Here is a 20,424-nt window from a genome sequence, read left to right on the forward strand (position 1 = left end):
CGGAGGGCATACCGGACGGTATACCGCAGCCGGTGTCACAGCCGCCCCCGTCGGCCACCGACGCCCCACCCGCCACCGGCGCCCCGCCGGCCACCGCCGCCCCGCAGCACACCGGCGGCAAGCACGAGCACCGCTGGCTGATCCTCGCGGTCATCGCCGTCGCCCAGCTCATGGTGGTCCTGGACGCGACGATCGTGAACATCGCGCTGCCGTCCGCGCAGCGCGACCTGGGCTTCACCGACGGAAACCGGCAGTGGATCGTCACCGCCTACGCCCTCGCGTTCGGCAGCCTGCTGCTGCTCGGCGGGCGCGTCGCCGACCTGGTCGGGCGCAAGGGCGTGTTCCTCGCGGGCCTCGCCGGGTTCGCGGTGGCGTCCGCGGTGGGCGGCGCGGCCACCAGCTTCGGGATGCTGGTCGCCGCCCGCGCCCTGCAAGGCGTCTTCGGCGCGCTCCTCGCGCCCGCGGCCCTCTCGCTGCTCACCACGACGTTCACCGACCCGCGCGAGCGCGCCAAGGCGTTCGGCATCTACGGCGCCGTCGCGGGCTCGGGCGCCGCGGTCGGACTGCTGCTCGGCGGCGTCCTGACGGAGTACCTGGACTGGCGCTGGTGCCTGTACGTGAACCTCGCCTTCGCCGCGGCCGCGATGCTCGGCGGCGCCCGCCTACTGCACCCGGGAGCCCCGGAGGACCGGCCGAAACTCGACGTGCCGGGCACCGTCCTGGTGTCCGCGGGCCTCTTCGCCATCGTCTACGGCTTCTCCAACGCCGAGACCCACGCCTGGAGCGACCCGTTGACCTGGGGGTTCCTCGTCATCGGCGGGGTACTGGTGACGGCGTTCGCCTGGTGGCAGACACGGGCCGTCCATCCGCTCCTGCCCCCGCGGGTGGTGCTCGACCGGGACCGGGGCGCGTCGTTCCTCGCCATGTTCATCTCGGGCGCGGGCATGTTCGGCGTGTTCCTGTTCCTGACGTACTACATGCAGCAGATCCTCGACTACACGCCCATCAGCACCGGCCTCGCGTTCCTGCCGATGGTCGCGGTGATGGTCGTGGTGTCGGTCCTGACCACCAACGTCCTCGTGCCGCGGTTCGGCGCGAAGCCGATCGTGCCGCTCGGCATGGCCCTCTCGGCGGTGGGCATGGCCTGGCTGACGGCACTTCAGACCACCAGCGGGTACGGACTGCACGTCCTGCCACCGCTGCTCGTCGCCGGTCTCGGCCTCGGTCTGATCTTCGCCCCCGCGATGAGCATGGCCACGGCGGGCGTCGCCGCGCACGACGCGGGCGTGGCCTCCGCCATGGTCAACACCAGCCAGCAGGTGGGCGGTTCGATCGGCACCGCGCTGCTCAACACCCTCGCCACGACCGCGGCGTCGAACTACCTCTCCGGCCGCGAACCGACCCGGCAGGCACAGGCGGAGGCCCAGATGCGGAGTTACGAGACGGCATACTGGTGGTCGGCGCTCTTCTTCGCCGTCGGCTTCGCCGTCACGGTCGTGCTCTACCGCAGGGGCCGCCCCGCCGACAGCCACATGAACGACGGCGCGGTCCACATGTAGGCGGGCACCAGGCGCCCCCGCAATATAGGCGGGCACCAGGAGCCCCGCACGACCAGGTCAGGAGGGCGGTGGTCCGGTGACGACGTCGCCCGGTGGCGCCGACGGGGTGGCCCTGGCCTCCGCGCGGGGGCGCTGGGTCCTGACGAGCGCCGTCCTGGCATCCGGCATGGCCATGCTGGACGGCACGGTGGTCAATGTCGCCCTGCCCACCCTCGGCCGGGACCTGGACGCGTCCATCTCCTCGCTGCAATGGGTCGTCAACGCCTACATGCTGACGCTGTCCGCGCTGCTCCTGCTCGGCGGGGCGCTCGGCGACCGCATCGGACGCCGGCGCACGCTCGTCATCGGCGTCGTCTGGTTCGCGCTCGCCTCCGCCCTGTGCGGCCTGGCACAGGACGTGGGCACCCTGATCGCGGCGCGGGCCCTCCAGGGCGTGGGCGGCGCCCTGCTCACACCCGGGTCCCTCGCCCTCGTACGCGCGTCGTTCAGGGCGCGGGACCAGGCCAGGGCGGTGGGCGCGTGGTCGGGTCTCGGCGGTGTCGCGGGCGCCGTCGGCCCGTTCCTCGGCGGCTGGCTGATCGACGGGCCGGGCTGGCGGTGGATCTTCCTCATCAACGTGCCGCTGGCGGCGCTCGTCCTGGTGGCGGCGCGCCACGTGCCGGAGAGCCACGACGAGCACGCCGCGGGGCAGCGGTTCGACGTGCCGGGCGCGGTCCTCGCTGCGCTGTTCCTTGCGGGCGTGAGCTTCGCGCTGATCGGCGCCTCCGGGGACGCGTCGTTCGTCACGACCGTGGTGCCGGGGCTCGTGGGACTCGCCGCGGGCGCGGTGTTCCTGCTCGTCGAGCGCCGCCGCCGCCACCCGATGCTGCCCCTCGAACTGTTCCGCTCCGGCCTGTTCTCGGCCTCGAACGCCATGACGCTGTGTCTGTACGCGGCCATCGGCGGGATCCTGTTCATGCTGCCCGTGCAGTTGCAGACCACCATCGGCTACGACGCGCTCCAGGCCGGCACGGCCACCCTTCCCATCACCGTCCTGATGCTGCTGCTCTCCGCGCCCGCGGGCGACCTGGCACGCCGGATCGGCCCCCGCCTGCCGCTGTGCGCGGGCCCGCTGATCGCCGCCGCGGGCGTGCTGCTGATGCTGCGGATCGGGCCGGGAGCCTCGTACGCCACCGACATCCTGCCCGCCGTCGTCGTCCTCGGACTCGGCATGAGCCTGTTCGTGGCCCCGCTCACGGCGACCGTCCTGGCGTCGGTGGACGCGGGCCGCGCCGGGCTCGCCAGCGGCGTCAACAACACGGCGGCCCGCATCGCGCAGCTCCTGGTGGTCGCCGCGCTGCCGCTCGCGGTGGGCCTCACCGGCACCGCGTACACCGACCCGGACGCCCTCGACGGCGCGTTCGGGAAGGCGGTCTGGGGCTGCGCGGCCCTGTTCGCCCTGGCGTCCTTCGCGGCCCTCGCCTTCGTCCGGCCGCGCCCCGACGACTGGCACGGCGACGAGGGCAACACCCCGCACTGCACGGCGAACATGGCGGTGACCTCGCCGCCCCTCGAGCCGGGGGAATGCGGGCACCGAAGCTGACCCGGCGAACGGCGCATTGTCCCAGAACCACCCCGGTCGGCCCAACCGCCGACCCCGACAACCCAGTTGGCGCAGCCTCCACTGCGGAAGCTCGAGCGGCAGGCCCTATCGTGTACGGCATGTCCGCTCCCGAGCTGATCCGCATCGTCTCCCGCTCATCACCCATGGCCCTCGCCCAGGTGGAGCGCGTACGCGCCGAACTCGCCGCCCGCCACCCCGGCATCCGCACCGAGGTCCTGCCCGTGACGACCTCCGGGGACCGCTGGATGGGCGACCTGTCCGCGCTCGGCGGCAAGGGCGCTTTCACCAAGGAGGTGGACGCGGCGCTGCTCGCCGGGGAGGCCGACCTCGCGGTGCACTGCGTCAAGGACGTACCGGCGGACCGGCCGCTGCCCGCGGGCACGACGTTCGCCGCGTTCCTGGAGCGCGACGACATCCGGGACGCGCTCGTCGACCCGGCGGGCCGGACCCTCGGCGAACTGCCCGCGGGCAGCCGCATCGGCACCTCGTCGGTGCGCCGCATCGCCCAGCTCGCCGCGTCCCACCCGCAGCTGACCTGCGTGCCGATGCGCGGCAACGCCGGTCGCCGGCTCGCGAAGCTGGCGGGCGGCGAGGCGGACGCGCTGCTGCTCGCCGTGTCCGGTCTGGAGCGCATCGGCGCGACGGAGCACATCTCCGAGGTCCTCTCCGTCGAGACGATGTGCCCGCCCATCGGCGCCGGGATCCTCGCCCTCCAGTGCCGTGAGGACGACGCCACGACGATCGACGCCGTCAGCGGCCTCGGTGACCGGGACGCCTGGCGGGAGGCCACCGCCGAGCGGATGTTCCTGCACGTGCTCCAGGGGCACTGCAACTCCCCGATCGCGGGGTACGCCCGGTGTGAGCCCAGCGGTGACCTGTCGCTGCGCGCGAAGGTGTTCACTCCCGACGGCAAGACGGTGCTCAACGCCCACGAGTGGGCCGGTCCCCTCGACCCGGCGACCCTCGGCACGTCCGTGGCCGTGACCCTGCTGCGGCAGGGGGCGCGGGAGTTGATTGACTCGATCGCCCACTGAGCGCGCGGCGGCGGCCTCCGGGACCGGGCCCCCGCGTGGGGGAGAACCCCCGGTCCGGTCGGAGGAAAGCCGCATGACGGCGGTGCCCGCCCCGGACCTAGCATGATCTTCATGACACCGCCAGGTACGCGGGACGCTCCCTCGGCCACCCCGCGGGACGGCCGTCCGGCCACGCTCCGGGATCGCGCCACCGCGTTCCTGCGCGCACCGCTGTCCCGGCGCGCCCTGACGGAGACGGCGTACTGCCTCCTCGCGTTCCCGCTCGGCCTGGCGGGCGGTGTGCCGCTGGCCGTGCTGCTCGCGCTCGGCGCCGGTCTGACGGTCTCGCTGCTCGGTGCCGTGGTCGGGGTGTTCGTGCTGCTGGGGTGCCTGGGGCTCGCCCGGGGGCTCGGCGCGGCGCACCGGGGTCTCGCGTCGTGGCTGCTCGGTGAACGGCTGCCCCGTCCGGCGCCGCCGCGTCCCGGCTCCGGCGTGGTCGGGCGCGTCGACGCCCGGTTGCGGGACGGCGCGGGGTGGCGGGCCGTCGCGTACGCCCTGGTGAAACTGCCGGTGAGCACCCTCGGCGCCTACGCCGCGCTGGGGTGGGTGACCGGTCTGATCGACCTCACGGCACCGCTGCGGTGGGGCGTCTTCGGCCAGGACACCTCGGGCGGCATGCCCGTCCCCACCCCCGTCCCCGTCGGCGGCCTCGAAGTGCACGGCTTCGCCGGTACGTTCGCCGCGCTCGCCCTCGGGCTAGCGCTGCTGCTGCTCGCGCCCTGGCCGGTCCGGCTCGTCGTGGCGGCCGACCGGTGGCTCCTGCGCGCCCTCCTAGGGCCCGGCCCCCTCGCCGAGCGGGTACGGGACCTGGAGACCACGCGTGCGCTCGCCGTCGACGACTCCGTCGCCCTGCTGCGCCGCGTCGAGCGCGATCTGCACGACGGCGCGCAGGTGCGGCTCGTCGCCGTGGCGATGACCCTGGACATGATCAGAGAACACCTCGACGCCCCGGCCCTCGACCCCCGGATACCCGCCGCTCCGGCCCCCGCACCACGGCTGCCCGACGACCCGGCCCCCTCCCCCTCGCCCCCGGCTACGCCCCACGAACCCGCCGCCGCGCCCCCGCCCCAGCCCCCGCAGGTGGACCTGGACCTCGTCCGCCTGCGGCACCTGGTCGGCACCGCCCACCACCACGCCACCGAAGCCCTCACCGAGCTGCGCGACCTGGCCCGCGGCATCCACCCGCCCGCCCTCGACGACGGGCTGCCCGACGCGCTCGCGACCCTCGCCGCCCGGGGCGCGCTGCCCGTGGAGCTGCGCACGGACATCCCGCGCCGCCCGACCCCCGCCATCGAGACCATCGCCTACTTCTGCGCGGCCGAGCTGCTCACGAACGTCATCAAGCACAGCGGTGCCACCAGGGCGGCGATCACCGTGGCGGAGGGCGACGACGGCGTGCTGCGGCTGCGGGTGAGCGACGACGGGCGCGGCGGTGCCCGGGTGGGCGCGGGCAGTGGCCTCACCGGTCTGGTGCAGCGGGTGCGCACGGTCGACGGGCGGCTGCTCGTGGACAGTCCGCCGGGCGGCCCGACGGCGGTCGTCGTCGAACTGCCGCTGCACGCGTGAGAGCATGCCGCCATGCGTGTCGTGATCGCCGAGGACGCCGCCGTCCTGCGGGAGTTGCTGGGCCGGATGCTGGTGGAGCGTGGCCACGAGGTGTGCGCCTGCGTGGGCGACGCGGACGCGCTGCGCGCCGCGGTCGCCGAGCACCGCCCCGACGTCACGGTCGTCGACATCCGCATGCCCCCGGCACACACCGACGAGGGACTGCGCGCCGCCATCGACATCCGCCGCCGGCACCCCGGCACGGGGGTGCTCCTGTTCTCCCAGTACGTCGAGACGACGTACGCCACGCGCCTCCTCGCCGAGGGCTCGGCGGGCGTGGGCTATCTGCTCAAGGACCGGGTCGCGAACATCGCGGAGTTCACCGACGCCCTGGCCCGGGTCGCCGCCGGCGGCACCGCCCTCGACCCCGAGGTCGTCACGCAACTCGCGGGGGCGAGCCGCCGCACGGCCGAGCTCGCGCCACTGACCGCCCGCGAGCGGCAGGTCCTCTCCCTGATGGCGGAGGGCCGTTCGAACGCCGCGATCGCACAGACGCTCGTGGTCTCCACGGGCACGGTCGAGAAGCATGTGGCCGCGGTCTTCGACAAACTGGGCCTGCCCGTGTCGCAGGACGCGAACCGCCGGGTCCTCGCCGTCCTCCGCTATCTGCGCTCCTGAGCCGTACGCCGCTCCCGCGCCGGTCGAGGAACACGGCGGCCCGCCGATTCGTTTCCCCCGCAAGGACTGTGGCACATGCCAGAAGCACCACCGCATCGGGTGTTGCCAAATCCCTTACGGGCATGGGCGTGCTGTGCCAGAGTCGTTACCGGTCGAAGAGTTGTTACGGAAGTCGGTACCGCGCCCGGCCCGCATGTCACCCATGGCAGACCCGTAGGTGAAGCACTCGGGTCGACGCGTGCCTGCCGCTACCGGTCGAGGAGCCATGACCGGCGTTCCCCACAGCCAGCCCGGTCGCACCGGATCGTCAACGGAGCACCCCATGCCGTCCCATGTGTTCGCGGACCGCCCCGACCGGCCGCACGAGCACGGCGCGGTCGACGCGCTGATCTCGCAGACGCGCCGGTTGCGCGGCGAGGTCGACGCCGTGCGCCGTGAGACCGCCGCCGACCACGGCGACCCCGCGGGCCGCTGGCAGCGGGCACTGTGCGACCTGGCCGTCCACCAGCTCAACGACCTGCACGGACACCTGGCCCAGCTCCGGGAGGGCCCGCCGCACCCCCTCCCGCGGGCCGCTCCGCCCGCGCCCCCGGAGCCGACGCGCGGCTCCCTGCTCAGCAGGGTCGGCAGCGCCGAGTGGAACCTCCTCAACGACGAGGCCAGCTGGTCCGGCGAGCTGTACCAGATCCTCGGCAGGGACCCGGCGAAACCTCCGCTCTCCCTCGACGAACTCCCCTCCCTGGTGCACCCCGAGGACCAGCCGATGCTGACGGCGATGGTCACGGACTGCCTGGTCGACGGCAAGCCGATCGACGGCGAGTTCCGTGTCGTCCGCGGCGACGGCGACGTACGCCAGGTGCACATGATGGGCGAACCCGTGCTCGCCGCCGACGGCTCCACCGCCTCGATGTGGGCGGTGCTGCGGGACGTCAGCGAACTGCGCCGCAGCCAGCGAACGGTGCGCGAGACCCGTGACTCGCTCCAGCGCCAGCGGCACATCGCGCAGACCGAGCACCGGCTCGCGGTCGAGTTGCAGGAGGCCGTGCTGCCGCCGTGGCGCGGCTCCCTGCGGTTCCCGCAGGGCGGCTCAGGAAGCCTGGACCTGGCCGCCCACTACCTCCCCTCCTCCTCCCCCGCGCTGATCGGCGGCGACTGGTACGACGCTCTCGAACTGACCGACGGGCGTACGCTCCTGAGCGTCGGCGACCTCACCGGGCACGGCGTCACCGTCACCTCGGGCATGGCGATGCTGCTCGGCGCCCTGCGCGGCATGGCCGTCACCGGGACGGGTCCCGGTCGGCTCATGGGCTGTCTGAACCAACTGCTCGACGCCTCCGCCCAGCCCGCGCTCGGCAGCGCCGTGTGCTGTCTGTACGACCCGGGCGACCACACCCTCACCTGGGCACAGGCGGGACACCCCGCCCCGCTGCTGTTCCGCGGCGGAACGGGGCGCGCGCTCACCCCGCCCGAAGGCGTGCTCCTCGGCGCGACGACCGGCGCCGCCTACGGGCAGGCCGAGGAGCAGTTGCACCCCGATGACCTGCTGTTGCTGTACACCGATGGCCTGGTGCCGCGGCGCTCCCGAGAGGTCGCGACCAGGCGGCTGCTCGCCCTCGCACCGCGCTTCACCGAGGCGCGGTCGGCACAGGAGTGTGTGCGCGTCGCCATGGAGGAGTTCGGTGTGGCCCTGCGCGAGGACGACGCCTGCCTCCTGGTGGCCAGGGTCGGCGCCTGAGCCCCGTACCCGTCCGGGCTACGCCTTGGCCCACTTGCCTCCTCCCGGCCGGCCCGTCCTCGGCAGGGCGTGCTTGATCTCCTCGCGCAGGTCCTCGATCTTCGGATAGCCCGCGTACTGCGTGGTGAGCCGGTACATCTCGCGCAGGCGGTCCCAGGTGCGGTGCGAGGAGTTGGAGCCCATGGACACCAGTGCGAGACGCGCGTACCGGTCCGCCTGCTCCGGCTCGTCGGCGATGAAGCAGGCCGACGCGAGCGAGATGTAGTCGAAGATCGTCGAACGGTCGCGGCCCTTGGCGCGCAGCGCGATGGCCTCCTTGGCGTGCCGCTGGGCGAGCCGGGCCGCGGGCGCCTCGTGCTCGGCGAGGGTGCGGTAGGCGAGGGCCTGCATGCCGTGCAGGTCCGCCTCGTCGAACATCTGCATCCAGCTGGGCGGCGGCACGTCGCCCTTGTCCGACACGAAGAGGTCCTCGGCCATGCCGAGCGTGCGGCGCATGGCCTGGCCGCGCCCCATCGACGCCTGTGCCCAGGCCTCGATGGTGTACAGCATGGCCTGGGTGCGCGGCAGCGCCTCGTCGCCGCCGCCGGACTTGGCGAGCTTCATCAGGTCGAGGGCGTCGTCGGGCTTGCCCAGGTGCACCATCTGGCGTGCGGCCCGGGACAGGGCCTCCCCGGCGCGGGGCCGGTCGCCGCCCTCGCGGGCCGCGTGCGCGGCGATGACGAAGTACTTCTGCGCGGTGGGTTCGAGGCCGACGTCGTGGGACATCCAGCCGGCGAGTACGGCGAGGTTGGCGGCGACGCCCCACAGGCGCCGGTGCAGGTGGTCGGGGTGACGGTAGGTGAGCATGCCCCCCACCTCGTTCAACTGGCCCACGACGGCCTTGCGCTGCAAGCCGCCGCCGCGGGACGCGTCCCAGGCGCGGAACACCTCGACCGAGCGCTCCAGCTCCTCGATCTCCTGGGACCCGATCGGGGCGGCCTCGTAGCGGTCGAATCCGGCGGGGTCGGCGTGCAGGGGGTCGTGGACGCGGGGGGCGTCGGCGTTCAGGGTCGGATCGGTGTGCAGCCAGTCGTGCATGGCGCTGGTGAGTGCGGAACCGGCGGCGAGCGCGGCACCCGCGCCCACCAAGCCGCGTCGGTTGAGCATGAGGTCCATTCCCGTGAATTCGGTGAGGACCGCGGCGGTTCGCTCGGGCGCCCACGGCACGCCGTCCGGGTGCTCCACGCTCCCGTCGCCGCGCTGTTTGCCTACGCGCCCGTGCCGGACCAGACCGAGGTCCTCGATGGTCACGACACGGCCGAGACGCTCGGTGAACAGAACAGCAAGGACCCTCGGCACCGGATCGCGCGGGATCTCTCCCATGTCGATCCAGCGCCGCACCCGCGAGGTGTCGGTGGCCAGCTGCGGATGACCCATCGCTGCCGCCTGCCGATTCACCAGTCTGGCGAGTTCGCCCTTGGACCAGCCCGCCAGGCCGAAGAGGTCCGACAGGCGGGTGTTGGGTTGTCCGTTCACGTCAAGCCCCCAGGTTCTCGGCTGAGTTGACAGTAGCCCGCTGTCAGTTGCTGAGCGACTATTCGCCAGGGTTCGCCAGGGTGCGCCACATGGTGTGCCAGGGGCCGACGGGTGTCAGGTAGGAATGCGCCACCCCGACCCGGTCGCCGCAAGGCATTCCCCAGGGTGCACCCACTGCGGCCGGGGCGGGAGGGCGCCGCAACTCGCCGGCACACGAAGGGATCTGTATCGCCCATGTACGCAGCATCGTCCCCCGTGTCCGCCCCGCCCCGGTCGCTGCGCCCGCACCCTCCGACCCGCGGCTCCGCCCGCCCCGCGGAGGCCCCCCTCACCGGAGGCGGCCCCTATCTGGCTCCGGCGCGTTCCGCGGCCCCTCCGCTCGGTGCCGGCCGTACCCGCCCGGTACCGGCGTCGGGGCGGCTCAGCGGGAGACTCGACTTGTCGGGGCCACAGGGTGCCCAGCTGCGCACCGCGATCGCCTCCGTACTCCGCATCTGTCCGGAGTTCCAGCCGGTGCAGGTGCTGCGGCGCAGCGGACGCACCGTCCTCATGGTCGGCACGGCGGGCCGCGCCACCGCGGTGGCCAAGTGCCTGCTCGACCACTCACCCCTGTGGGCCGAGCGGATCAGGCACGAAATAGCTGCATACCGCTCGTTCGTCCGGCACCGTCCGCCCGTGCGCGCGCCGCGTCTCATCGCGGCCGACCCGGACGACTGCACGCTGGTGATCGAGCGGGTTCCCGGCCGGGTGGCCGCGCTGCAACGGCACCCCGTGGAGGCCCCGCCCCGGGTGGACATCCGGGCGGCGGTGGACGCCGTGCGGCGGCTCAACGCCTGGCGCCCGCCGCAGGAGATGTTCGGCAGGCCGCTGGACTACGGCCGGCGGATCTCCCGTTTCCACGAGCTGGGGCTGCTCACGGACCGGGACATGGGCGATCTACAGAAGCTGCTGCACGGCATAGCGCACGCCCACCCGTCGGGTCCGCATCTGACCTGGCAGTTCTCGCACGGTGACGCGTTGCTGTCGAACGTGCTCCTGTCACCGGCGGGTCCTGTTCTCGTCGACTGGGAGCACGCCGGCTGGTACCTGCCGGGCTACGACCTGGCGACGCTGTGGTCCGTGCTCGGCGACGCCCCCCTGGCGCGCCGCGACATCAGCCAGCTCGCCCAGGCGCCGGGCCCCGCGGCGCGCGACGCCTTCCTGGTCAACCTGATGCTGGTGCTCACGCACGAGATCAGGATGTGCGAGATGGCCGTGCAGCGGTCGCTGCACGACCAGACCCCGGGCGCCGCCCACGCCGGTGCCGCCCCGGCCGGCGAGGAGCAGCGGCTGTTGCTGCGCAGGCTGCACGACGACTGCCAGATGGCCCGCCGGGCCGTACGGGCGGCGGTCGGCACCCGCTGACGGAGCCCCGACGAGGACCCGCGACGCGTAAGGACAGGGACGCGCCGCGGGTCCTTGATGCGGTACGCGGGAGCCTTCCGCGCGCGGGGGCCTTCCGTGCGCTGGGGGGCTTCCGGGCGCGGGGGGCCTTCCGGGCCCGAGGGTGGCGCCCCCTGTCAGGTCACGCGGGCCGCGCGAGCCGGTCGAGCGTCTCGGTGAACCCCAGCCACGCCGTCCCGGTGTCCTCGGTACGGTCGTGTGCGCCGCGGAACCACCGCGTGAACTCGGCGATGTCCAGCAGGCTCCACCGCAGCCGGTACAGCGCGAGCGCCGCCGCGTCCGGCGTCCGGCCGGTGAGTTCGGTGTAGCGCGCGAGTTCCGCGGGCTCCGCGGAGAGCAGGGAGAGGTCGCGCTCGGGCAGGGCGAGCCCCACCGTGTCCCAGTCGACGAGGCGGTAGCCGTCCTCGCCCAGGATGAGGTTGCCCGGGTGCGGCTCGCCGTGCGTGACGACGAGGGGCGCCCCACGGCCCCGTACCTCCTCGGTCAGGGCGTCGAACTCGGCGCGGCGGGCGCGTACCTTCGCGGCGTGCTCGGCGAGGAGTTGCCGGGCGGGCTCGGCGAACGCGCCGCCCGACCAGGTGCCGCCGAGGTCGTCGAGGGCCGCACGGATGTCGTGGGGTCCGGTGGGCTCGACGGCCGTCGCGGGGGTGCTCTGCGGCGGTGTCCTGCCGTGCAGCTTGGCCAGGAGTTCCAGGACCTGGTCGCGCTCGGCGTCCGTGAGGCGCTGCCCGAACCGGCCGGAGCGGCCCGGTACGTGGGGGAAGAGCGCCAGGGCGTACCGTGCGTCCAAGGGGACGAGTGGGCTGCCGTCCTTCGTGGGCACGGGCGCGACGACGAACCGCAGCCCGTCGCGCTCCCGCAGGGTCAGCGCGGTGTCCATGGCCCGCCGCAGACCGTCGAGCGCCGCAGCGGCTCCTTGCCCGCAGTGCTCCTTGTGGTCGAGGTCGAAGACGGTGGCGAACCACGGTCTGCCGTCGTCGTCGGTGAGCTGCCAGTGATGGTCCCCGAAGCCGACCGGGGCGTAGGAGACGGCCGAAGGGGATATGCCGAACTCTCCTGCGGCATCCCAGAGGCGGGTTTCATCGAAGTTCTCGGGGCGGTTCTGCACGCGCACCACGCTAACAACTTCCGTGCCGAAAAGGGGTGTTGGGGCCCGGTCGGCAGCGGGGGGCCACCGTCGCCGGTGGCCCCCCCCGGGACGCAGGTCAGGTCACCGGTTCGGCGGCTTGACCCAGCCCTTCTTGACCAGCTCGTTGCAGTGCCACTTCCCCTGCGCCGGGCTCTCCCCCTTGTCGGCGGTGGCCTTGAGGCAGTCCTTGTACGCGTACGGGGGCCCGTCGAGGGGGGCGGAGGCGGCCTGGGCGGTCATCGCCGACGCACCGAGCCCACCGGCGGCGACGGCCAGAACCAGGGCCATACTCATCCGACGCACAGCTTTCTCCTCTTCTCGTGGCTTCCCACGACTTCTTGTCACTTCTTGTCACTTCTCGTACCGAATTTCGCTGTCCGCATCCTGCGTCGAACAACGACCGGTCAACGAACGAAGCCACCGCCAGGAAACCGCCCATTCGCTGTAATTTGGGCTGTGGGTTGTGGGCTGTGGGCTGTGGGGAGACAGGGCCACGGCTCACCGAGGTGCCGCTACAGCTCCCCGGCCGGGGGCAGCCGCAGCCCGGTGGCACCGTCGTAGGCGCCGAGTGTGAGCGTGCCGTCCAGGCCGTCGGGGTCCTTGGCCCTGACGGCGAGCACATGGGTGCCCGGGCCCGTGCCGCGGACGTCGAAGGAGCCTCCCGTCACCCCGGTCTCGGCTCCGTCGACCAGCCAGCTGAGCGCGCCGCCCGTGAGCGGTCCGTGCTGGGGCGAGCTGCCCTGTGCGTGCAGGACGGGCCCGTCCGTCGCGCCGGGCAGCAGGTGCGGCGGCCGCGGCGGGAGCCGGAACGGCGGGGTCTGCACGTACGAGGTGTGGTAGCCGTTGGTCGCGACGACTTGGGCCACGCAGCGTTGGTGTCCGGGCATCGTGCGCAGGTCGAGGTCGAAGGACTCGCCGGTGAGGTTGACGCCGGGGCGGGGCGCGAAGGTGCCGTCGGCGTTGGTGAACCGCACGTCTTAGGTGATGTCCGGTCGCGGTTCCGGCTCCCCCGTGTCCGGGCGCTGCCAGCGCAGGTGCAGGACGCCCTCGGTGTCGATCTCCGGTACGGAGCTGGGGGTGCGCAGCAGGAAGTGCGGCGGTTCCTGGGGCACGGTCATGGCGCCGAGTTCGACGCCGTCGCGGCGGAGCACGACGCGGTGGGCATGCGGTGTGTAGGGCAGGCGGGCGCCGAAGGGGGCTTCCTCGCGGTCCTGCCGGTGGAAGGCCACGGTGGTCGGGGAGCTGGCGAGGACCTGGCCGGAGCGGTCCTCGACGGAGACGGTGCAGGGGGACTGGACGGGTGCCGCAGGAGGTCCGCGGAAGGTGCGCAGGCAGGGCTGCCATCGCACGCTGCCCGACCGTGAGAGCCTGCCGCGGACCCGTACGTAGGGGCCGGGGAAGGGCCGGCTCGTGGTGGTGAGCACGGCGGGCACGGCGGCCCCGTACCCGGCGGGCCGTGGCGGCGCCCCGGCGTCCTCGTGCGCGGCGCTCGCGGACAGGACATTGAGCAGCCGCAACCAGTGGTAGCTGCCGATCCAGCGCACGGCGCGGTCGCAGTAGCTCATGAGGTCGCCGGTGGCGCCCGGGTGCACGCGCAGCGTAAGGGGTTCGATGCCGACGTCGCCGATGCGGCCGTCCGGCGGCCTGAAGTCCTCGTCGACGTCCTCGGGGCCGCCGCAGGGCGCGTGCTTCAGGCCCAGCAGGTGGCCGATCTCGTGGGCGAACGTGGTCACGATGCCGTACCCGAACGCCACATGGTCGTCCAGGCGCGCCATCCCCGCGATGTCTCCCAGGTGCACCGCGTCGTCGACCATGGCGTACAGCAGCTGGTCGTCGGACCCGTGGTCCTCCTGGATGTCCTCCAAGTCGTCGACGAAGTCGTCCTGACCGTCCTCGGAGGCCAGGTCACGGGTGGTGTGGATCTCTGCCAGGCCGGGGACGGTGTAGTAGGTGATGCCGTCCGTGTCGGCGATGGGGTACCGCAGCGGCAGGGTGTCGGAGACCGCGCGGTACCGCGCGGCGGTCGGTGCCGGGACCATCGGCGTCGACACCCGCACCATCCAGATCGTGACCGGCCGTGTCGCCCTGAACTCGGCCGTCACCTCCATCGGGTTGCTGCGGGTGCCGGCGACCTCGGCGTGTACCAGGATCCTCGCCGTTCCGGCCGCACCCGGTCCGCGGGGATGAGGAAGTTCAGGGTGTGCCCGGCGTCCCCGCGGTCGACCTGGGCGACGGGCCTCGCCGTCATGGGCCGCAGGGCGGGGGTGGTGAACGCGCCGCCGTCGAGGCTCAGCGTGCCCGTCACTCCGTCGACCGTGCCGCCGCCCTCGCGCGGGTCGATGCCGGAGTCGAGGTAGACGCGTACGAGAGTGGCCTTGCCCGCGGCGAGCGCGTGCGGGGGTTCGCCGCCCGTCGGCGGTGTGAAGTGCTGGATGGCCTGGGTGACTTCGACGCCGGTGATCTCCAGGTTCGGGGTGGCGTCGGGCGGGAGCAGTTCGCTGCTCATCGTGAGCAGGAAGCCGTTGTGCGTCTGGTCGGTCTGGGCGGGGCCGAGGACGTGCCGGCCCATGGTGTTCTCGGCGTCGCCCGGGTCGATGGTGACCATCGCGCGGCCGAGGAAGTTCTCGTAGGCGCCGGGGCCGGGCAGGGCTTCGTCGTCGTGGGTGTAGGCCTCCACCCAGATCCGGGTGGGGCCTCCGACGGTCAGGGTGGTGACGGGTCCCGGGGTGCCGCTGGTGAGCGGGAACAGCGCCTCGTCGAAGACGCGTGCACCGCCGTTGTTCCAGCGCAGGAGTTCCCTGTCGATGGCCTCGACGCCGCCCTGCTCCGGGGCGAGGGCGCGGACGTAGAGCCCCATGTGGGTGAAGTCGCTGTTCTCGTCGTCGAAGACCAGTACGTCCCTGAAGACGATCCTGACGTGCCGGAGCCCCCTCGCCGGCACCTCTTCGAGGACGCCGTTGACGGCGTAGCCGGTGTTGCCGTTGTCCGTCGTGGTGGGGCCGAGCAGCACCTGACCCAGCTGGCTGGGCTCCCGGGTGTCGAACACGACCTCCGCCTCGCCGAGGAAGTTCTCGTGGTGCCCCTCGCTCGGCCACTGTTCGTCGTTGTCCGTGTAGGCCTTGACGCGGATCCTGCCGACGCCGCCGGGAACTCCGCCGATGTCGAACAGCAGAACGCTCGGGAATTCCGTGTCGCCGTCCAGTGGATACGCGAAATTGTCCTCGACTTCGCCGTTCCGTCTGTTCCAGCGGAATTCGGCTACCTGGCCCGTGGAGTTGTCGAGGACGGTGACGTACAGACCCATTCGGGTCGACCCCGCCTCCTCGTCCTCGAAGAGGTGGACGGTGTCGAGTGTGAGGCGCATGAGTGTCATGGGCGCCACCCCTGTTCAAGAGAGTCCCACCACACTCGGCACGGGCCCGACGAGTGTCAAGGGGAATCCGCCCGCCCCCGTACGGAAACAACGGAAAGGCCGAAATGCGGGGGCGTGAAAGGAATTGGGGGCGCGGGAATGTCCGGCGCGCACCACCGGCGGAACTCCGCCCCCGCCCGGCGGACCCCTCGGCCCGGTTCACCTTTCCGCAGGTTCGCGGTGGTAGGGGGTCCCGCCCGCGGGCACGGTCCTCACCGCCGCCCGCCGAACTCCCAGGCCCGCACCTCCGTTTCGGCGTACGCGTGCGGACGCAGGACGGCCCGCGCGCCGTCCGGGTCCGCGGCCCGCACCAGCGCCGCCGTGCCCACCCAGGTGGTGGCGTCGTCGGACAGGAGCGGCCCGAACGCGATGAGTCCGTCCCGGTCGGACGGCGGGGCGAGGGCGGTGACCCGGTCCGTGCCTTCGGGGCCGAGGCCGAGCACCAGGTACTGGTCGCCGTCGGTCTCCCGGCCGGGGAACTGCCACATGGTGCGCCCCAGCATGTCGCGCCACCGGCGCAGCAGCACGTCCCGGTACACGCCGGCCTGGTGGTTGGGCTCGTCGAAGGCGAACGCGCGGGCGGCGGCGGCGTCGGGCAGATCGACGATGTGCACGCTGCCGCTGGGGGTCTCGCCGTCCGCGGCGAAGGTCGGACCGCGGGCGATCAGCCGCGCCGCGTACCGGTCCATGTAGGACCAGTGCTCCTCCACCAGCTTCTCGCGCAACGCCACGGATCCCGCTCGGTCACGGTGGTAACAGAAGTACTCCATGACCGGTGACTCTCCCTTATGGCGGGGTGGCATCACAACGTGTGCCGAACGGCTCAGTCCAGCGAGAGCGCCGTGGGGTGGGGTGCGGGCGCGGCGACCGGCTGGAACTGGGGGTCGAGTGTGATCGTCATGAACTGCTTGCCCTTGTGCATGGGCGTGGCGCTGACCCGGCCGAGCTGCGGGTCGACCCACACGACCTTGCCGCCGTGGTTGACGCCGCAGACGGCGTGCACGAAACCCGTCTCCTCGCGTTGGAAGACCACGACGCCGCACGCTCCGTGCCCCGCGCCCTTCAGCCGGCTCGCCACGACCTGCCAGACGCTCTCGACCCGCTCGCCCTCCGCCGCCTCTCTGATCGAGGTCCGCCACTGGGTCCGCAACATGGTCGCCGTCCGGTCGTTGCCGCCCTGTTCGACGTCCCCCGGCCCCGTGTTGTGCACCCCGGCGGCCACGGTGGGGTTGCCCGACCAGGAGGCCAGGAAGGAGCGGGCCGCGTCACCGCAGTTGCGGCGGTACGCGCCCCCTGCCTCGTCCCGCTGCGGGTTGATCGCCTTCACCCAGTCGGCGGCCTTCCCGAACTGGCCATCGGGCCCTTGGGATCGAGCTTGTTCAGCCTCTGGGTGAGCTGGCCCACCAGGGCGTAGCCCGTCGCGGTCGGGTCGGGGAACTGCTGGAACCCCCCGTCACTGTTCTTGGGGAAGACCCTCTCCAGGTTGTCCTGGTCCTCCTGCCGGGGCGGCTTCAGGCCGCCCGGGCCGAACTGCCGAGCGTCGTTGGACAGCACGTTGGAGGGCCCGCCGCCGGCCCGCTGCACGGGCACCCCGGGCCCCTGGCGCGCGCCGCGGGCCTGGCGCTGCGCCACCAGGGCACGGTTCGCGGCGGTGTTTCCGGCGGAGCCCTGGATGGTCCTCATGTCGGCGGGGCCGATCCGGCCGCCACGGGCCGCCGCGGCCGCCTCGTTCGTGCCCGGAGCGGCGGTCCGGGTGTCCTGGGCCGGCCGAGCCGTCGGCAGGCGGGCAGCGGAGCCGGCCCGGTCGTCCCGCTCACTTGTGTGCACGCCCGCACTCCCTTTCCGCTCTGCCTCGTCCTGCCCTCCGTAGCCAGGTGTAACAGGGAGCGCGCAGCGCCCGGAAGGACCGAAAGGGCAGGGTCGCCGACGCTCGCGTCTGCCGGGTGCGGCACGGAGGGCGCCCCTTCGCGCAGGGCGGCGGGCGCCCCGACCGTGACCACGGGTCACCAGGTAGTACAGGGTGGCTCTTGACGGAGTGTCGGGCCGCCCTCACAGGTCAGCGGCGATGATCTTCTCGATGTTGCGCTCGGCGAGTGCCGTGATGGTGACGAACGGGTTGACGCTCGTGTTCCCCGGGATCAGCGCGCCGTCGATGACGTAGAGACCCGGATGGCCGTGCAGGCGGCCGTGGTTGTCGGTGGCCCTGTCGAGGACGGCGCCGCCGAGCGGGTGGTAGGTGAGGTGGTCGCCCCAGATCTTGTACGTGCCGAAGAGGTCGGTGCGGTAGATCGTCCCCTCCTTGGCATTGATCTTGTCGAAGATCGTCTTGGCGGCGTCGATCGAGGGTTGCTTCCACGCGGTCTGCCAGTTCAGTTCGGCACGCCCTGCCGTCGCGTTCCAGGTGAACTGGGCGCGGTGCGGGTTCTTGGTGATCGACAGGTAGAACGAGGCGTACGTCTCGATCCCGGTGGGCAGCGGCGCCACCTCCGCGAAGGCTCCGCCCGCGGCCCAGTTGTCGATGCCCGCGGTGGGGATGGCCGACTGGAGGCTGCCGGTGGCGTCCCCCATGTGGTTGGCGCGCCCGCACATCACATTGCCGTTGTCGCCCCAGCCCTTGCCGATCTCACCGTTGAGGTGCGGCAGGGCGCCGGTCGCCCGCAGCTTCACCAGGAGCTTGCTGGTGCCGACGCTGCCCGCGGCGAAGAACACCCGCTCGGCCGTCAGAGTCTCGGTGGCGACGGTGTCACCGCTGGTGTCGATCCGGTCGACCGTGACCGCGTAGCCGCCGCCCGCTGCCGGGGTCACCGATGTGACCTTGTGCAGGGGGGAGACGGTGACGCGGCCCGTGGCCCTCGCGCGGGCGAGATAGGTCTGCTGGAGGGACTTCTTGCCGTGGTTGTTGCCGTAGAGGATCTCCCCCGCCAGCGCCGACTTGGGTGCGGTGCCCGCGGCCTCGCGCTTCATGTGGTCCCAGTCGTAGACGTCGGGCACGAAGACGAACGGGAAGCCGGAGCGCTGCGCGTGCTTGCGGCCGACACGGGCGTAGCGGTAGCACTCGGCCGTCTCGAACCAGTCCGGGTCGACGGCACTGACGCCGAGGCCCGCGTTGGCGCGCGGGTAGTAGGTCCCGTACATCTCGTCGGCGTCGACCGTTGGCAGTACGGCGCCGAAGTTCTCGCGCTTCGGGGTCACCGCCATGCCCCCGTTGACCAGCGAGCCGCCGCCCACTCCGCGGCCCTGGTAGACGGTGATGCCGCCGAACTCCTCGGCGTCGAGGATGCCGGTGTGCCGCGGGACGGTCTTGTCGAGCGGGAAGCCGAGGAAGTTGCTCAGGGGCTGCTTGGTCCTCGTGCGGAGCCAGTAGGAGCGGAGGTCCGGCTTCGTGGTGTTGGCGAAGATCTTGCCGTCGGGTCCCGGGGTGTCCCAGGCCATGCCCATCTCCAGCATGTGCACATCGACGCCGGCCTCGGCTAGCCGCAGGGCTGCGACGGAGCCGCCGTACCCCGTACCGATCACCAGGGCGGGGACCCGGGCGCCGTCGACGGCCCGGGCCGGGAACGGCTGTGCGCCCAGCGCCGCGGCGCCCAAAAGAGAACCTGTTCCTGTTAAGAATCGACGACGTGACACACCGTCAGATGTCTTGTCGCACACGGGTTTTGCCCTCACGTGACCTTCCTCGCCGGTGGCTGGATTGCAACGAGTTCTACTGCGGGCACTCCAGGAAGTCACGCCATACCAAAAGGTAACTTCTGTCCGAACTCGCCCCTGCCGCGCAGAGGTCGGCCTCCTCCTCCGGGTACGGGCGCCCGCTCGCGCTGTACCCAAACAGTCACAGTCGCACAGAGACGTTGGTGTACCGCAGCGCCGCCCACTACGGTTCGTGACGGGTTCGGCAGTGAGCCCGCATCCCCTCTCCTCGTGCCGCACCGGTCCGAGGAGCGGGGTCGCTCACGCGGAGCGTCAGGACGCCGGTCCGGCGCTGCCGCTCGGGGCGTGGCTCAGGTCGACGACGCAGAAGATGTTGCCGTCCGGGTCGGCGAGGACGACGAAGTCGGGGTCGGGCGGGTAGAGGTCCCAGTCGACGGCCCGTGCGCCGAGCGCGACGAGACGCTCGACCTCCGCCCGCTGCTCCTCCGCCGTGTCCACGAAGAGGTCCAGGTGGACCCGGGGGCGCGGCTCGGGCGGGGTGTCACTGCGCATGAGACCGAGCGCCCGGCCCGAGCCGTCGGCGTGATGCAGCGTGCACCACGTCTCGCTCCGCCACTCCTCCGCGGCCACCAGTTCCAGAGCCGTGGTCCAGAAGGTCACCGCCCGATCCATGTCCGTGACGCCGATGACGGGAATTCCGAGTCGCAGTCGCACCATGCGGCCGAGTCTAGGCGGCCCATCGGCGTACCCGCGGTTCGCCCCTGTCACTCCTGGTCGACCAGGCCGCCCCGGCCGCCCGATCAACCGATCGACCTTGCCAGGTCCGCCCCTCCACGGAGCTGGAGAAGCCGCCGGTGCTCGCGGCACGGGGCGGCTGCTGGTTCCGCGGTGGCGGGCTCGAGGTCCATCTGGGGGTCGACGAGGGCTTCCGGCCCAGTGGGAAAGCGCATCCGGGCATCCTCGTCACCTCGCCGCGAGCGCTCGCCGTACGGCTTCGGGAGCCGGTGCAGGAGCGCTGACGTCGGCCGCCGGTGTCGTCCATTGGTCCACTCCTCTGACGCGCCGCAGGCGATGGCGCCGCCCG

At 72.6% G+C, this 20,424-nt stretch carries 18 protein-coding genes and 1 pseudogene; 8 read left to right on the forward strand and 11 right to left on the reverse strand.

Going from position 1 to position 20,424, the window contains the following annotated elements:
• Window positions 1-32 precede the first annotated feature (32 nt).
• From ACH4DX_RS16575 to ACH4DX_RS16600, 6 genes are all read left to right on the forward strand, one after another.
• Window positions 33-1,559, forward strand: coding sequence for an MFS transporter (locus ACH4DX_RS16575; protein WP_398155813.1), 1,527 nt, complete (start codon window positions 33-35; stop codon window positions 1,557-1,559).
• Window positions 1,560-1,635: 76 nt separating this feature from the next.
• The gene (locus ACH4DX_RS16580; protein WP_398155590.1) at window positions 1,636-3,141 is read left to right on the forward strand and encodes an MFS transporter; all 1,506 of its coding nucleotides are present in this window, start codon (window positions 1,636-1,638) and stop codon (window positions 3,139-3,141) included.
• A 119-nt stretch (window positions 3,142-3,260) separates the two neighbouring features.
• A complete protein-coding gene (gene hemC / locus ACH4DX_RS16585; RefSeq protein ID WP_398118632.1) occupies window positions 3,261-4,196 on the forward strand; it encodes a hydroxymethylbilane synthase in 936 nt (311 codons plus the stop codon).
• A 111-nt stretch (window positions 4,197-4,307) separates the two neighbouring features.
• The gene (locus ACH4DX_RS16590; protein WP_398155591.1) at window positions 4,308-5,801 is read left to right on the forward strand and encodes a sensor histidine kinase; all 1,494 of its coding nucleotides are present in this window, start codon (window positions 4,308-4,310) and stop codon (window positions 5,799-5,801) included.
• A gap of 12 nt (window positions 5,802-5,813) precedes the next feature.
• Entirely contained in the window at window positions 5,814-6,458 is a 645-nt protein-coding gene (locus ACH4DX_RS16595) for a LuxR C-terminal-related transcriptional regulator (RefSeq protein WP_398155592.1), read from the forward strand.
• Window positions 6,459-6,780: 322 nt separating this feature from the next.
• Entirely contained in the window at window positions 6,781-8,193 is a 1,413-nt protein-coding gene (locus ACH4DX_RS16600) for a PP2C family protein-serine/threonine phosphatase (protein WP_398155593.1), read from the forward strand.
• A gap of 18 nt (window positions 8,194-8,211) precedes the next feature.
• On the opposite strand, the gene ACH4DX_RS16605 is transcribed toward ACH4DX_RS16600, so the two are convergent.
• The gene (locus tag ACH4DX_RS16605) at window positions 8,212-9,708 is read right to left on the reverse strand and encodes a hypothetical protein (RefSeq protein WP_398155594.1); all 1,497 of its coding nucleotides are present in this window, start codon (window positions 9,706-9,708) and stop codon (window positions 8,212-8,214) included.
• A 234-nt stretch (window positions 9,709-9,942) separates the two neighbouring features.
• On the opposite strand from ACH4DX_RS16605, the gene ACH4DX_RS16610 reads away from it, so the two are divergent.
• Entirely contained in the window at window positions 9,943-11,112 is a 1,170-nt protein-coding gene (locus tag ACH4DX_RS16610; protein ID WP_398155595.1) for a phosphotransferase, read from the forward strand.
• A 160-nt stretch (window positions 11,113-11,272) separates the two neighbouring features.
• On the opposite strand, the gene ACH4DX_RS16615 is transcribed toward ACH4DX_RS16610, so the two are convergent.
• From ACH4DX_RS16615 to ACH4DX_RS16660, 10 genes are all read right to left on the reverse strand, one after another.
• The gene (locus ACH4DX_RS16615) at window positions 11,273-12,259 is read right to left on the reverse strand and encodes a phosphotransferase (protein WP_398155596.1); all 987 of its coding nucleotides are present in this window, start codon (window positions 12,257-12,259) and stop codon (window positions 11,273-11,275) included.
• Between the two features lie 102 nt (window positions 12,260-12,361).
• Window positions 12,362-12,583 carry a hypothetical protein gene (locus tag ACH4DX_RS16620; RefSeq protein ID WP_398118620.1) on the reverse strand — a complete coding sequence of 74 codons (222 nt, stop codon included), beginning with the start codon at window positions 12,581-12,583 and terminating at the stop codon, window positions 12,362-12,364.
• A gap of 209 nt (window positions 12,584-12,792) precedes the next feature.
• Window positions 12,793-13,254, reverse strand: coding sequence for a hypothetical protein (locus tag ACH4DX_RS16625; protein WP_398155597.1), 462 nt, complete (start codon window positions 13,252-13,254; stop codon window positions 12,793-12,795).
• Window positions 13,255-13,257: 3 nt separating this feature from the next.
• A complete protein-coding gene (locus tag ACH4DX_RS16630) occupies window positions 13,258-14,382 on the reverse strand; it encodes a hypothetical protein (RefSeq protein ID WP_398155598.1) in 1,125 nt (374 codons plus the stop codon).
• Window positions 14,379-15,653, reverse strand: coding sequence for a hypothetical protein (locus ACH4DX_RS16635; RefSeq protein WP_398155599.1), 1,275 nt, complete (start codon window positions 15,651-15,653; stop codon window positions 14,379-14,381). Before ACH4DX_RS16635 ends, ACH4DX_RS16630 begins: the two co-directional genes overlap by 4 nt.
• Before the next feature lie 251 nt (window positions 15,654-15,904).
• A complete protein-coding gene (locus tag ACH4DX_RS16640) occupies window positions 15,905-16,462 on the reverse strand; it encodes a YciI family protein (RefSeq protein WP_398155600.1) in 558 nt (185 codons plus the stop codon).
• 53 nt (window positions 16,463-16,515) lie between these two features.
• Complete coding sequence (locus ACH4DX_RS16645) at window positions 16,516-17,019, reverse strand: toxin glutamine deamidase domain-containing protein (RefSeq protein WP_398155601.1); 504 nt, start codon at window positions 17,017-17,019, stop codon at window positions 16,516-16,518.
• The gene (locus ACH4DX_RS16650) at window positions 17,016-17,519 is read right to left on the reverse strand and encodes a hypothetical protein (protein ID WP_398155602.1); all 504 of its coding nucleotides are present in this window, start codon (window positions 17,517-17,519) and stop codon (window positions 17,016-17,018) included. The genes ACH4DX_RS16645 and ACH4DX_RS16650 overlap by 4 nt, the downstream gene beginning before the upstream one ends.
• A 222-nt stretch (window positions 17,520-17,741) precedes the next feature.
• Window positions 17,742-19,280, reverse strand: coding sequence for a GMC oxidoreductase (locus ACH4DX_RS16655; RefSeq protein ID WP_398155603.1), 1,539 nt, complete (start codon window positions 19,278-19,280; stop codon window positions 17,742-17,744).
• Between the two features lie 372 nt (window positions 19,281-19,652).
• Window positions 19,653-20,057 (reverse strand): VOC family protein, encoded by a 405-nt coding sequence (locus tag ACH4DX_RS16660; RefSeq protein ID WP_398155604.1) that lies wholly within the window; start codon window positions 20,055-20,057, stop codon window positions 19,653-19,655.
• A 116-nt stretch (window positions 20,058-20,173) separates the two neighbouring features.
• On the opposite strand from ACH4DX_RS16660, the pseudogene ACH4DX_RS16665 reads away from it, so the two are divergent.
• A pseudogene (locus ACH4DX_RS16665) lies at window positions 20,174-20,335 on the forward strand (glyoxalase); the annotation flags it as partial.
• Between the last annotated feature and the right edge of the window lie 89 nt (window positions 20,336-20,424).

It is taken from the genome of Streptomyces sp. NPDC017940 (assembly GCF_044328435.1).
GTDB lineage: Bacteria > Actinomycetota > Actinomycetes > Streptomycetales > Streptomycetaceae > Streptomyces.

Bases quoted from the DNA above. Each gene is read 5' to 3' on its own strand.
- ACH4DX_RS16660 (WP_398155604.1), bottom strand. From the start codon at position 20,057: ATGGTGCGACTGCGACTCGGAATTCCCGTCATCGGCGTCACGGACATG.
- ACH4DX_RS16600 (WP_398155593.1), top strand. From the start codon at position 6,781: ATGCCGTCCCATGTGTTCGCGGACCGCCCCGACCGGCCGCACGAGCAC.
- hemC (WP_398118632.1), top strand. From the start codon at position 3,261: ATGTCCGCTCCCGAGCTGATCCGCATCGTCTCCCGCTCATCACCCATG.
- ACH4DX_RS16635 (WP_398155599.1), bottom strand. From the start codon at position 15,653: ATGACACTCATGCGCCTCACACTCGACACCGTCCACCTCTTCGAGGAC.
- ACH4DX_RS16595 (WP_398155592.1), top strand. From the start codon at position 5,814: ATGCGTGTCGTGATCGCCGAGGACGCCGCCGTCCTGCGGGAGTTGCTG.
- ACH4DX_RS16610 (WP_398155595.1), top strand. From the start codon at position 9,943: ATGTACGCAGCATCGTCCCCCGTGTCCGCCCCGCCCCGGTCGCTGCGC.
- ACH4DX_RS16590 (WP_398155591.1), top strand. From the start codon at position 4,308: ATGACACCGCCAGGTACGCGGGACGCTCCCTCGGCCACCCCGCGGGAC.
- ACH4DX_RS16640 (WP_398155600.1), bottom strand. From the start codon at position 16,462: ATGGAGTACTTCTGTTACCACCGTGACCGAGCGGGATCCGTGGCGTTG.